This is a genomic window from Streptomyces sp. NPDC104367 (genome assembly GCF_055583825.1).
The window spans coordinates 473621-487090 of sequence record NZ_JBVJND010000001.1 but is presented as its reverse complement, the minus strand read 5'-3'; the positions used below and the strand labels follow the sequence as shown (position 1 = coordinate 487090).

Genomic DNA, 13470 nt, shown 5'->3' with positions numbered 1-13470 from the left:
AAAGCGACATGAGCGTCACCGTCAACGGCCTCGACGAACTGAAGAAGCTGGCCGGCAGCGACCTGGGCACCAGTGACTGGATCGAGGTCACCCAGGAGCGCATCGACACCTTCGCCGACGCCACCGGCGACCACCAGTGGATCCACGTCGACCCCGAGCGGGCGGCCCAGGGCCCGTTCGGCGCCCCGATCGCCCACGGCTACCTCACCCTCTCCCTCTTCATCCCCCTGTTCACCGGGCTGCTGGACGTCCAGGGCGTCACCACGAAGGTCAACTACGGCCTGAACAAGGTGCGTTTCCCGTCCCCGGTGAAGGCCGGCTCCCGTATCCGGCTGTCCGGGCGGCTCGCCTCGGTCGAGGAGGTGCCGGGCGGGGTGCAGATCGCCGTCGACGGCACGATCGAGATCGAGGGCGCCGCCAAGCCGGCGGCGGTCCTCCAGAGCCTGTCGCGGTTCTACGCCTGAACGGCCCCGGCCCTGTTCCAGGAACGGGGCCGGGGCCGGTCGGTGTTCCGTCAGGAACCCACCACGTCCACGAAGATCGGGTTCGAGTAGAACCACGTGTCCGCCCACGGGTCGCCGTCGCCCGGCTCGTGCGGGACCGGGCCGTGCGGGTCGACCGACGCGCCCAGGTAACCCGCGCCGCCGCGCTTGCCGTCGCTGCCGCGCAGCCGGACGTAGAACGACTCGTCGCCCGCGATGACCGGGATGCGCAGCGTGTACGTGCCCCTGCGGCCGCCGACGTCCTCGGTCCGCACGACCCGGGTGTCGGGCGCCCGCCAGCCGTCCCGGTCGGCGGCCGGGCCGCGCACCGCGCCCCGGATCACGTCGACGTGCGCCAACTGGGGCAGGATGCCCTGGGAGTTGACCCGGGACGCGGTCGTCACCGTCACGTTCAGGGTGATCCGCTCGCCCTTGCGGACCCGCAGCCGGCCGCCGAGGGTGACACCGTCGCCGTGGTCGCGGTCCCGCTTCAGCCGGACGTCGAGGCCGTCCAGCAGATGGCCGTGGTCCAGCCAGACCCGGCCCGCGCGCAGGCCCGCCATCACGGCACGGTAGCCGTATCGGGTGACGCCGACGTGGGTGCGGCTGAACTGGCCCGGCCAGAAGTCGCTGCCGGGCTGCGCGGTGTCGGTGTTCACCGGGTCGGGCAGCCTGCCGGTGTTGTCGAAGTTCTGCCCGGCCGGCCAGTCGCCGTTCTTCCAGGTGTCGAAGACCGTGCGGTGGTTGTCGGAGTTGGTGGTGATCGTGAAGAGCCTGCCCTCCGACAGCATCGCGTCCCACAGACCGCCGACCGTCGCCGTCGCCCAGTCGAAACCGCCGTACGTCAGGTACGCGTCGGCCGGGTAGCCGGCCCAGGACTGGGCGGAGGGCTTGTTCTCGTACTCGCCGCGGACGGAGCCGGCACCGCGCCAGCCCGGGATCGCGGCACCCTGGGCGCCGGGCGCGCCCTCCATGCCGATCATGATCTCCGGGGCCGCGTCCCGCCAGCCGCGCATCTCGTGCGGGGAGTCGATGCCCAGGCGCAGCGGGTGGTTGGCGAGCACCAGGACGTCGTCGACGTAGCCGGTGCGCCGCTGCTCGGCCAGCCACTGGATGGCCTTGACCGCGTGCGCCTCGTTGCGGGCGGTGTCGGTGGCGCCCGCGGCCCCCTCGGTGTAGCCCAGCAGCTTGCCGTCGTAGGCCAGCTCGAACCGGGTCAGCAGGTCGGTCTCGTGCGGGCCTGGCGCGGCGAAGACCGTGCCGTGCTCGGCGGCCGGGATGTACCACTCCAGGCCCTGGAAGATCAGCTGGCGCGGGTTCTCGGCCCGTGCCTTCAGGATCTCGGCGTGCTCCAGCGCCGCGCCGTAGGAGGCGTGCCCGAAGTTGGAGTGCTCGTTGAACACCATCCAGTCCAGGCCGTACTCGGCGGCGGCCCGGGCCTGCTGGGAGAAGGTGTACTTGGCGTCGTGGCTGTACACGGAGTGCACGTGGTGGTCGCCGACGAGGTAGGCCAGGCGCGGGTCCTGGCCGCCCAGGCGCTGCGGGGTCGCGGCGAACGCCGGGGTCGCCGCCGACCCGAGCGCGAACGCGGCGCCGAACAGGCCCGCGCGGCGAAGGAGCTGACGTCTCGACACGCCCTGCGCGTCGAGCTCGGCGGGGGCGACGGCGGGGTCGGCCCAGGTGGGGAGCTGCTGCTCGGTCACGGTGATCCTCGTCAGGGGGGTCAGCGGGTCATGAAGGAGGAGACGGGCAGCGCCCGGGAGACGATCCGCACGTCGCCGAGGCGGCCGTGCAGGATCTGGTCGATCCTGTCGGCGTACGCGTAGCCGCCGAGCAGCCACGGCAGGCCGACGGAGGCGATGCCGACCGCCGCTGCCTTCGGGTTGCGGACGACCGGGCAGCCCTCGACGTACAGCGTGGTGTGCCGGCCGTCGTTGACGACGGCCAGGTGCCACCAGGTCTCCAACGGGGTCTCCTGGCCCCAGTTGGTGGCGATCCCCTCCTGGTTGAGCGGGCGCATCGCCCACTGCGGCTCGCGGTCGTTGGACAGCGAGAGGGTGGCGAGGGGCTCGTCCGGGTCGTCACCGGTCTTGCCCGCGGCGCCGCCGGTGCCGGTCCGGCTGACCAGCCCGGACCAGGCGTTGTGGTTCGGGTCCCAGTCGGCCGGCAGCCGGTAGAACGCCTCGATGGTGTAACCGTCCTCGAAGACGGCCGAGTTGAGCGGCGCCCCGTCGACGGTCCTCAGGTACGCGCCCTTCAGCGGGGACTTGTACCCGGTGAACTCCAGGCTGCCGTGGCCCGGCTGGTCCGGGTGGTGGTCAGCCGACCAGCCGAGGGTGCCGCCGCCGACCGGCACCACGGTGAGGTCGTTGCCGTGGCCCGACAGGTCGCGGACCGTGCCGGAGACGGCCGAGTCGAACCGCCAGTAGGCGGCCGTGCCGCGGACCAGCAGCTGCGCGGCCGGCCGTGCGGCGCGGACCGGCACCGGGTCGAAGCCGGCGAAGCGGTCCGCGAAGGCGATGCCGACGGAGAAGCGGTCGGCGTCGCCGCTGAGTTCGATCTCCTGCCGCTCCAGCTCGTCGAGGCCCTTCCCGGCCCGGCCGAGGATCCACGGCGACACCGTCTCCACGTCGATGACGTCGCGGTCGAGGTCGAAGTGGTAGAGGCGGATCATCGCCGCGCCGCCGAAGTAACGGTTCTGGTAGTTCGTCAGGTGCAGGTGCACCTCGTTGCCGGCCGCGTTCCTCCGGGTCGCGCGGGCCGCCGGCCAGTAGTGGCCGTTCAGGGTGAGGAAGATCTGGTCGTGCTCGTCGATCAGCCGGTCCCACAGCTGCTGCCCGTACGAGGACAACGTGTCGTCGTCCACGACCAGTTCGTGGGTGGTGAGGATGACCGGCGTCCTCGGGTGCCGGGCCATGACGTCCTTCGCCCAGGCGTAGCCGCTCGCCGACAGCCGCCAGTCCAGCGCCAGGACGAGCCAGTCGCGCCCGCCCGCCCGGAACAGGTGGCAGGTGTTGTAGCCGTCCGGGGAGGCCTCCTCGAACGTGGACTTGTCCCGCAAGCGCCGCGGGCCGAACGCGTCGAGGTACGCGGAGGAGCCCCGCTGGTCGTCCGTGGACGACCTGATGTCGTGGTTGCCGGCCAGCACGCTGTAGCCGACGCCGTGCCGGTCGAGGATCCCGAACGCGTCGCCGATCGCCGCGAACTCCTCCCGCGCCCCGTTCTGGGTGAGGTCGCCGAGGTGGGACAGGAAGACGATGTTCTCGTCCTCCGCGTGCTCCAGGAGGTAGCGCAGCGAGGCCTCGACGGGAGCCGGGTCGATGCTCGGCCCGTCGAAGAGGTACTGGGTGTCGGGCATCACCGCGAGGGTGAAGCGGCGGCTCTCCGAGTCGGGCCGGCGGCCGGAGCCGGCGGCGGTGGCCGCCTCGGCGGCGGCCGGCAGGGCCACCCCCGCCGTGGCGGCGGTCGCGGCGGCGCCGAGGAGCGCGGTCGCCCTGAGGAAACTGCGTCGTCCGGCTCCGGCCTGCGCGGCCTCGCCCTGGGGGTGGTCATGCGAAGTACACACGTGTGCTCCGTGGGAAAGCGGAAGTGACGTCGGAGTGCGTGGGGGGATTCAGCGGGTGCGCAGGGTCCAGCTCCAGCGGTGGATTCCCGGTGCGACGAGGTAGGAGGGGAAGGTGTCGGGACCGCACGACGCCGTGCCCAGGCCCCGGTGCGCGGCGTCCAGGTGGACCACACAGCCGGCGCGCGGCACGAGTTCGTCGTGGTGCGCGGCGGCCGTGAGGTCCTCGGCCCGGTGGCGGGTGACGGAGACCTGGCGGGGTTCGTCCAGCTCCACCGCGAGCCCGGTGGCGTCGGGCGCCGACAGCGTGAACCGCCGTACGCCGTGCCGGCCGCCGCTCTCCTGGGGCCGCAGGTACGGCGTGAACAACTCGTCCACGGGGAGCGAGTGGTGGCCGACCGGGGCTCCGGCGGCCCGGTCCGGGTACGACTCCCAGGGACCCTGACCGAACCACTCCAGCCGGTCGAACCCGGCCACCGTCTCGAACACCGACCCGACCCGGGCCACGTCGTGGAACTCCTCGGGGAGCTCCGCCGACTCGTCGATCCGGACCCCGCCCTCGACCGGTGTGAACTCCTGCCGGTGCAGTACGACCCCGGTGGTCCCCGCGTACTCGGCGAGCACCGTCACCCGGCCGCCGTCCCGGCGCACCGAGACCAGCTTGCGGACCAGCCGGTCCAGGCCCCAGGTCCGCCAGCGCGCCGCGATGCCGCCCAGCTCGTCGTTGTCGGTGGGCGCCCGCCACAGCGACAGCGTCGGCGCGGCCGTCAGCGACGGGTGCCGCAGCAGCCCCTCGCCGTCCACCTCGACGGCCGGTCCGGCCGCCGCCGGCACGCCCCGCGGTCCGGCCGCGCGCAGCCGGATCCGCGGTGCGCACACCTCCGTACCGGCCGGCGCCCACACCTGGTCCTCGGCGACGGTCACCCGCAGCGTCAGCCAGGCCTCCCCGCCGTCCGCGGGCACCGCGAACGGCAGCGGTACGGCCGCGCTCTCGCCGGGCCGCAGTGCGGGCAGGGCCGCCGGACCGGTCAGGGTCCGGCCGTCGGCCAGCGCCAGCTCCCAGGTGCCCGCCAGCCAGTCCAGCGTGCGGAAGTGCTGGTGGTTGGCGAGCACGACGCCCTCGTGCCGGAAGGACCGGATGCGCAGGGGTGCCGCGGTCTCCCGGTGCTCGTACAGCGCGGGCTTGGGCGTGCGGTCGGGGAAGACGACGCCGTCCGCGACGAACGCCCCGTCGTGCAGGGCCTCGCCGAAGTCGCCGCCGTACGCCCAGCGGTGGCCGGGCGCGGCGACACCGTTGGCATACAGTCCGGCGCCCGTGCGCCCGACCGGTCTTCCGTCGCTCACCCGTTGGAGGATTCCGTGGTCCCAGAACTCCCAGATGAACCCGCCCTGAAGCCCGGGAGTTGACTCGATGGCGGCCCAGTGGTCCGCCAGCGTGCCGTTGCTGTTGCCCATGGCGTGCGAGTACTCGCACTGGATCAGGGGCTTGGTCTGCTCCCCGGACAGCGCGTGCGCCACGCAGTCCGCCAGCGGCGCGTACATCGGGCAGGCGATGTCGGAGGCCACGTCCGGGTCCGCCCAGCCGCGTTTGGCGGCCCCCTCGTACTGGAGCGGCCGGGTCGGGTCGTGCCGGCGCAGCCAGCCCGCCGCCGCGTCGTGGTTGGCGCCGTAGTCGGACTCGTTGCCCAGGGACCAGACGATGACCGACGGGTGGTTCTTGTCGCGCAGCACCATGCGCGAGACCCGGTCCACGAAGGCGTTCAGATAGCGCGGGTCGTCGGCGATCTCGTGGGCGTGGTCGTGGGACTCGATGTCCGCCTCGTCCACGACGTAGAAGCCGAGCTCGTCGGCGAGGTCGTACAGCGCCGGGTCGTTCGGGTAGTGCGAGGTGCGGATCGCGTTGAACCCGAACCGCTTCAGCAGCACCAGGTCCGCGCGCATGTCGTCGTAGGACACGGTGCGCCCGGTCAGCGGGTGGAAGTCGTGCCGGTTGACGCCCCTGATGAACACCCGCTCGCCGTTGACCAGCAGGTCCCGGCCGGTGATCTCGACGTCCCGGAAGCCGACGCGCAGCCGTGCCGTGTCGGCGACCGTGCCGTCCGCGCGGTGCAGCCGGACGGTCAGCCCGTACAGCTCCGGCTGCTCCGCGTTCCAGGTGCGCACCCCGGGCACGACGGCGTGGACACGGGCCTCGCCGAGGAAGTCGGAGACCCGGTCGTCCTCGGTGTTGAACCGGTCGAACTCGGCGTCCTGCGCGAGCGGTGTGCCGTCCAGGTCGGCGCTGACGTACCAGCCCCCGGGCAGCGCCCGGTCGCCGGCCGCGTTGCGCACCTGGCAGTCCACCCGCAGTTCGCCGTCCCGCCGCGCCCGCGCGGTCACGTCCGCGAGGTGCAGCGGGTCGGTGGCGTACAGCAGCACGGAGCGGGTGATCCCGCCGTGCCACCAGTGGTCCTGGTCCTCGATGTGCGTGGCGTCCGACCACTTGACGACGGTCAGCCGCAGAAGGGACCGCCCGCCGGGGCGTACCAGCCCGGTCAGGTCGAACTCGGCCGCCAGGTGCGAGTCCTTGGAGACGCCCACGGGCCGCCCGTCGACGTGCACGAGCAGCACGCTGTGGGCCGCGCCCACCTGGAGCACGATCCGGCGTCCGGCCCACTCGGCGGGCACGTCCAGCTCACGCTCGTACAGGCCCGTCGGGTTGGCGGCCGGCGCCCCGGGCGGGAACTCCCGGAACGGCATGGTGACGTTGGTGTACTGCGGGAGGTCCGCGGTGTCCTGCATGGTCCAGGCGCCGGGCACGTGCGCGGTCGACCACAGTTCCTCGGCCGGTACGGCCTGCGGGTCCGGCAGCAGCTGGAACCGCCAGGTGCCGTCCAGGGAGCGGGCGCCCGGACGGCGGTCGACGGCGTTCATGGGCAGACGCCCCCAGGAGGTCACCTCAGGTGCCTCCCAGGGGCGGACGGCCAGCAGCGGGTCCGTCACTTGATGGCTCCCTTGGCCAGGTCGCCGATGATCTGCCGGGCGCCGATCGCGAACACGATCAGCAGCGGGACGAGGGCCAGGAGTGCGCCGGTCATGACCATTCCGTAGTCGGTGGTGCCGTGGGTGCCGTTGAGCTGGGACAGGGCCACCTGGAGGGTGACGTTGTCCGGGTTGGTGAGGGCGATCAGGGGCCAGGCGTAGTCGTTCCACTGGCCCATGAAGGTGAAGATGCCGAGGAAGGCGAGGCCCGGCCGGACCACCGGGAGGGCCACGTGCCAGTACTGGCGCAGGAAGTGCGCGCCGTCGATGCGGGAGGCGTCGAGGAGTTCGTCGTGGATGGCGCCCTTCATGTACTGGCGCATCCAGAAGATCCCGAACGCGTTGGCCGCGGCCGGCACGATCAGCGAGGTCATCGAGCCGATCCAGCCCAGCTTCGCCATGATCACGAACTGCGGGATGGCGGCCAGCTGCGCCGGCACCATGAAGATGACCATGAGCAGGGCGAACAGCACGTTCTTGCCAGGGAAGGCGAACTTGGCGAAGACGAAGGCCGCCAGCGAGTCGAAGAACAGGACCAGGAAGGTCACCGAGACCGCGACCAGCAGCGAGTTCCACATCGAGCCGAAGAAGTCGATGTTGTCGAACAGGCCGCGCAGGTTCTCCAGGAAGTGCGAGCCCGGCAGCAGCTTGGGCGGGTAGGAGAAGATCTCCGACGACGTGTGCGTCGACATGATCACGGCCCAGTAGAACGGGAAGGCCGAGAGCAGCAGACCGACGACGAGGACGGCGTGCAGGGCGATGCCGCGGCCCCGGGTGCCCTTGACGGCCCTGGGCCGGCGGGTTCCTTGGATGGATGCCATGGTGTGCGGCCTCTCTAGTCTTCGCCCCGGCGCTGCACCAGGCGCCAGTTGACGATGGAGAAGATGATCACGACGAGGAAGATGCCCCACGCCACGGCGGCGCCGTAGCCGAAGTCGTTGTTGTCGAAGGTCTGCTGGAAGAAGTAGAGGACCATCGTCTGGCCCGCGTGGCCCGGACCGCCCGCGAACGTCGAGTCGTTGGAGGTGGTCTGGAGCAGCACCTGCGGTTCGGAGAAGCTCTGCAGACCGGTGACCGTCGACACGACGAGCACGAACAGCAGGACCGGCCGCATCATCGGCAGGGTGATCCGGAAGAAGGTCTGCACCGGACCGGCGCCGTCCATCCGGGCCGCCTCGTACAGCTCGCCCGGGATCGTCTGGAGACCGGCGAGGAAGATGATCGCGTTGTAGCCGGTCCACTGCCAGGTCATCAGGGTGGCGATGGCGATCTTGATGCCCCACGGGGTGTTCAGCCAGGCCACCTGGTCCAGGCCGACCGCGTTGAGGAAGGCGTTCACCAGGCCGAAGTTGGTGGAGAACACCGAGCCGAAGATGATCGCGACGGCCACCACCGAGGTGACGTTCGGCAGGAAGTAGGCGAACCGGTAGACGTTCTTGAAGCGGACCGCCGAGTTGAGCATCACGGCCGTCACCATCGCCAGGAAGATCATGGGGAAGGTGGCGAGCGCCCAGATGAGGACGGTGTTGCCGACGGCGGTCCAGAAGTCGGTGTCGCTCAGCAGGTACCGGTACTGCGACAGACCCGCCCACTCCATCGACCCGAGGCCGTCCCAGCGGTGCAGGGAGACGTAGAGCGAGAAGCCGACCGGGATCAGGCCGAAGCAGACGAAGAGGAGGTAGAAGGGGGAGATCGCGGCGTAGAGGTGCCAGTACCTGCGCAGCCCCGTGCGGGGACCGGGCGCGGGTGCGCGCTCCACGCCGGGCGCGGGCTTCTCGAGTGCGGTGGCCATCAGTAGGTCACCCCCAGGTGCTTGGCGATGCGCCGGCATTTGCTCATGGCGTCCTTCCAGGCCCGGTCGGGGTTCTTGCCCAGGACGCCGACGTTCTTGATCTCGTCCTTCAGGGGCTGCCCGAGCGCCACGTCGTACGGGCTGTTGTAGGCGACCGCGATCTTCTGCGCGGCGGGCCCGAAGACGTCCATGGTGACCTGGCCGCCGAAGAACGGGTCCGGCTCGCGCAGCGTCTTCATGGCGTACGACGCCGGGGTCGACGGGAAGAGTCCCGCGTCGACGAAGCCCTGCGCCTGGTTGGTGGCGTCCAGCATCCAGGCGATGATCCGGAACGCCTGCTCGGGCTCCCGGCAGGCCCTGGTGATCGACAGGAACGAGCCGCCGTTGTTGGACGGCCGTACCGGCATCTGCGCGACCCGCCACTTCCCCTTGGTCTTCGGGACGCCCGACTTGATGTCGTTGGTGGCCCAGGAGGCGTTGAGCTGGCTGGGCAGCTTGCCGTCCTGGAGCGCGGAGAGCTGGTCCGGCGTACCGCTGACCAGGTCGGAGACGATCCCCCGCCGCTTGGCCTCCACGGCCAGCGCCCACGCCCGGCGCACATGGTCCTGGTCGCCGATGAAGTTGCGGTCCTTGTCGACGTACCGCTCGGCGCCCTGCTGCACCACGTTCTCGAAGATCGAGTTGACGTCGGTGACCAGGGACGTCCCCGGGATCCGCGTCCTGAGCCGCTCGCCCGCCGCGAAGAACTTCTCCCAGGTGTCCAGCTCGGCCGAGACGTCGTCGGGTTCGTACGGCAGCCCGGCCTTCCGGAAGACCTGGTACTGGTAGTAGTGGGCGACCGGGCCGCAGTCGATCGGGAAGCCGACCATCGTGCCGTCGTCGGCGATGCCCTGCGCCCACTTCCAGGACAGGAACCGGTCCTCGTACGTGTCCGCGCCCAGCGTGCGCAGGTCCACGAACTGGTCGGCGTCGGGCAGGTAGGACGCCATGTCCTCGCCCTTGAGGCCCGCGATGTCGGGGACGTGGGCCCGTCCCGTCATCGTGGTGAGCAGTTTCGACCGGTAGTAGCCGCCGATCTTGATGGCCTGCAGGTCGACGTTCGCGTCGTAGCGGGCCTTGGCGTTCTTGATGACCGTGTCACCGAGGCCGCCGTCCCAGTACCACAGGACCATGTTCCGGCCGGTGGAACCGGTCGGAACGGCACAGCCGGACGCCAGGCCGCCGAGCGCCGTGGCGGCCGTACCGGCCAGGCCCGCGCGCAGCAGGCCTCTACGTGAGAGCCGCACAGCTCCCACCGCCTTTCGGATCTTTTCGGGACTTCGCATGAGCGTGGGGGTGGGGTCAGTGCGACCGTGCGGGGGGAGTGACGGGCGCGTGGCGGACCGGCGGTCCGGGGTCGGCCGGCAGCCGGTCGGCCAGGAAGCCGTAGGACTGTCTCAGCTCCGGGTCGGTCAGAGCGCGCCACCAGCGGTCGACGCCGTACCAGCCGGGGGCGGCCAGTGCCCCGCCGTGCCGGCCGACGGAGAGCCCGGCCGCCAGGACCGCGAACCGCAGCCGTTCCGCCAGCGGCCAGCCGCCGAGCGAGGCGGCGACGAAACTCGCCCCGAAGACGTCACCGGCGCCCGTCGCGTCCAGGACGGCCACGGGCAGGGCGGGGACCTCCGCGTACTCGCCGGTGGTCTGGTCGACGGCCAGGGCGCCGTCGCCGCCGCGGGTCACCACGGCGACCGGGACCAGTTCGGCGAGCGTGCCGAGCGCGGCCCGCGCGCTGTCGGTGCGGGTGTAGGCCATCGCCTCGGTCTCGTTGGGGAGGAAGGCGTGGCACAGGGCCAGCTGGTCCAGGAGGTCGCGGGACCACTCCTGGGTGGGGTCCCAGCCCACGTCGGCGTAGATGTGCGTGCCGTTCGCGGCGGCCTTGCCGAGCCAGGCGCGGGGTTCCGCCTCCAGGTGCACCAGGGCGGTGCGCGCCTCGGGCGGGTCGCCCATCAGCGTGTCCTGCGAGCAGGGGGGTTCCTGGCCGTGGGTGACCAGGGCCCGGTCGTCGCCGGTGGCGAGCGAGACGGTGACGGGGGTGGGCCAGCCGTCCGCGGTGCGGGAGAGCGCGAGGTCGACGCCCTCCTGGTCGCACAGGACGTCCCGGCAGTACTCGCCGTAGAAGTCGTCCCCGAAGACCGTGGCCAGCGAGGTGCGCAGACCGAAGCGGGACGCCGCCACCGCGAGGTTGGCGATGCCGCCGGGGCCGCAGCCCATGCCCGCCGTCCAGATCTCCTCGCCCGGCGTCGGCGGCCTGCCGAGGCCCGTGAGGACCAGGTCGTAGAAGAGCAGTCCGGTCAGCAGCACATCGGGCCTGTCGTCGTCCACGCGCACACCCTCTCGTCAAAACTCGTCAATTCCGATAACCGGTTGACCGGAATCGTGCGCCGCTCTGTGGGATTGGTCAATACCCGAGCAGAACTGAGCATGGATTTGATTGAAGATGACGAGTAGTGTTCGTCAGGTGCTGGCAGAACGACGACACCAACTCATCCTGCGGGCCCTGCGCTCCGGCGGCCCCGCGGCTGTGACCGACCTCTCCGAGCAGCTGGGTGTGAGCCCGGCCACGATCAGGCGCGACCTGGTCAAGCTGGAGGAGGACGGGCTGCTCACCCGCGTCCACGGCGGCGCCGTCGCGGACGAGGGCGACCAGCCCTTCGCCGAGGTCGCCGAGGTGCGGGTGGCCGAGAAGGACGCGATAGCGGCGCGCGCCGCCGCGCTGGTCAAGGACGGCCAGTCGGTGCTGCTCGACATCGGCACCACCGCCTTCCGGCTGGCCCGGCAGCTGCACGGCCGCCGCCTCACCGTCATCACCAGCAACCTGGTGGTCTACGAGGAGCTCGCCGACGACGAGGGCATCGAGCTGGTGCTGCTCGGTGGCATGCTCCGCCGCGAGTACCGCTCCCTGGTCGGCTTCCTCACCGAGGACAACCTGCGCCAGCTGCACGCCGACTGGCTCTTCCTCGGCACCAGCGGGGTCCGCCCGGGCGGACAGGTGATGGACACGACGGTCGTGGAGGTGCCGGTCAAGCGCGCCATGATCGACGCGAGCGACACCGTCGTACTGCTGGCCGACTCGGCCAAGTTCCCGGGTACGGGCATGGCGAAGGTCTGCGGTCCCGAGGACCTGGACATGGTGGTGACCAACGCGCCGGTGGACCCGGCGACCCGGTCGGCTCTGGAGGAGGCCGGCGTCGAGGTGGTCCTGGCAGGAAAGGCTCAAGCGTGAAACTGACGATTCTGGGCGGCGGCGGGTTCCGCGTGCCGCTCGTGTACGGCGCACTGCTGACGGACCGGGCCGAGGGCCGGGTCACCGAGGTCGTGCTGCACGACCTCGACGCCGGCCGGCTGTCCGCGGTCGCCCGGGTCCTGGCCGAACAGGCGGCGGGCGTCCCCGGTGCCCCCTCGGTGACCGTCACGACCGACCTGGACGAGGCCCTGCGCGGCGCCGACTTCGTCTTCTCGGCGATCCGGGTCGGCGGCCTGGAGGGCCGCGCGAACGACGAACGGGTGGCGCTCGCCGAGGGCGTCCTCGGCCAGGAGACGGTCGGCGCCGGCGGCATCGCCTACGGCCTGCGGACCGTCCCGGTCGCCGTCGACATCGCCCGGCGGGTGGCCCGGCTGGCGCCCGACGCCTGGGTCATCAACTTCACCAACCCCGCCGGACTGGTCACCGAGGCCATGTCCCGGCACCTCGGCGACCGCGTCATCGGCATCTGCGACTCCCCGGTCGGCCTCGGCCGCCGGATCGCCCGGGTGCTCGGCGCGGACCCGAAGGAGGCCTGGATCGACTACGTCGGCCTCAACCACCTCGGCTGGGTGCGCGGCCTGCGCGTCGCGGGCCGCGACGAACTCCCGCGCCTGCTCGCCGACCCCGGCCTGCTCGGCTCCTTCGAGGAGGGCAAGCTCTTCGGCGTCGACTGGCTGCGGTCGCTGGGCGCGATCCCGAACGAGTACCTGCACTACTACTACTTCAACCGCGAGGCCGTCCGCGCCTACCAGGAGGCCGAGAAGACCCGTGGCGCCTTCCTGCGTGACCAGCAGGCGCACTTCTACGAGCAGGTCGGGGACCCGGCCGTGAAGGCCCTGGACGCCTGGGACCGCACCCGCGCCGAGCGCGAGGCGACCTACATGGCCGAGAACCGGGAGGCGGCCGGCGCCGGCGAGCGCGACGCCGACGACCTCTCCGGCGGCTACGAGAAGGTCGCCCTGGCCCTCATGCGGGCCATCGCCCGCGACGAGCGCACCACCCTGATCCTCAACGTGCGCAACCGCGGCACCCTCTCGGTGCTCGACGGCGAGGCCGTCATCGAGGTGCCCTGCCTGGTCGACGCCAACGGCGCCCACCCGGTCGCCGTCGCCCCGCTGCCCGACCACGCCACCGGCCTGGTCTGCTCGGTCAAGGCCGTCGAGCGCGAGGTGCTTGCCGCCGCCGAGTCCGGATCCCGTACGACGGCCGTGAAGGCGTTCGCGCTGCACCCGCTGGTGGACTCGGTGAACGTGGCCCGCAGGCTGGTGGAGGGGTACTCCGAGGTCCACCCGGGCCTCGCGTATCTTAAGTAGCCAGCCGCTCGGAAAGC

Annotated in this window: 10 protein-coding genes; 3 read left to right on the top strand and 7 right to left on the bottom strand. The window is 71.6% G+C overall.

All coding sequences use genetic code 11. The annotated features are described in order from the left end of the window. Positions 1-8 precede the first annotated feature (8 nt). The gene (locus tag ACZ619_RS02165; protein ID WP_469593041.1) at positions 9-464 is read left to right on the top strand and encodes a MaoC family dehydratase; all 456 of its coding nucleotides are present in this window, start codon (positions 9-11) and stop codon (positions 462-464) included. A gap of 50 nt (positions 465-514) precedes the next feature. Here ACZ619_RS02165 and ACZ619_RS02160 read toward each other — a convergent pair whose 3' ends face one another. Genes ACZ619_RS02160 through ACZ619_RS02130 form a run of 7 tightly spaced genes read right to left on the bottom strand, consistent with a single transcriptional unit; the run spans position 515 to position 11218 of the window. Next, entirely contained in the window at positions 515-2185 is a 1671-nt protein-coding gene (locus ACZ619_RS02160) for a histidinol-phosphatase (protein ID WP_469593040.1), read from the bottom strand. Positions 2186-2205: 20 nt separating this feature from the next. Further along, on the bottom strand, positions 2206-4047 hold the full coding sequence (locus tag ACZ619_RS02155; RefSeq protein ID WP_469593038.1) for a LamG-like jellyroll fold domain-containing protein: 1842 nt from the start codon (positions 4045-4047) through the stop codon (positions 2206-2208). Positions 4048-4095: 48 nt separating this feature from the next. Next, complete coding sequence (locus ACZ619_RS02150) at positions 4096-7026, bottom strand: glycoside hydrolase family 2 TIM barrel-domain containing protein (RefSeq protein WP_469593036.1); 2931 nt, start codon at positions 7024-7026, stop codon at positions 4096-4098. Beyond that, positions 7023-7886 (bottom strand): carbohydrate ABC transporter permease, encoded by an 864-nt coding sequence (locus ACZ619_RS02145; RefSeq protein WP_469593035.1) that lies wholly within the window; start codon positions 7884-7886, stop codon positions 7023-7025. The genes ACZ619_RS02150 and ACZ619_RS02145 overlap by 4 nt, the downstream gene beginning before the upstream one ends. Before the next feature lie 14 nt (positions 7887-7900). Continuing rightward, positions 7901-8857 carry a carbohydrate ABC transporter permease gene (locus ACZ619_RS02140; protein ID WP_469593034.1) on the bottom strand — a complete coding sequence of 319 codons (957 nt, stop codon included), beginning with the start codon at positions 8855-8857 and terminating at the stop codon, positions 7901-7903. After that, positions 8857-10143: an ABC transporter substrate-binding protein gene (locus ACZ619_RS02135; protein ID WP_469593272.1), complete on the bottom strand. Its 1287-nt coding sequence runs from the start codon at positions 10141-10143 to the stop codon at positions 8857-8859. The genes ACZ619_RS02140 and ACZ619_RS02135 overlap by 1 nt, the downstream gene beginning before the upstream one ends. Before the next feature lie 55 nt (positions 10144-10198). Next, positions 10199-11218: a carbohydrate kinase family protein gene (locus ACZ619_RS02130; protein ID WP_469593033.1), complete on the bottom strand. Its 1020-nt coding sequence runs from the start codon at positions 11216-11218 to the stop codon at positions 10199-10201. A gap of 136 nt (positions 11219-11354) precedes the next feature. Between ACZ619_RS02130 and ACZ619_RS02125 the strand changes: the two genes are divergently transcribed. Beyond that, on the top strand, positions 11355-12119 hold the full coding sequence (locus tag ACZ619_RS02125) for a DeoR/GlpR family DNA-binding transcription regulator (protein ID WP_469593270.1): 765 nt from the start codon (positions 11355-11357) through the stop codon (positions 12117-12119). After that, a complete protein-coding gene (locus tag ACZ619_RS02120) occupies positions 12116-13453 on the top strand; it encodes a 6-phospho-beta-glucosidase (protein ID WP_469593032.1) in 1338 nt (445 codons plus the stop codon). The genes ACZ619_RS02125 and ACZ619_RS02120 overlap by 4 nt, the downstream gene beginning before the upstream one ends. The last annotated feature ends 17 nt before the right edge of the window (positions 13454-13470 follow it).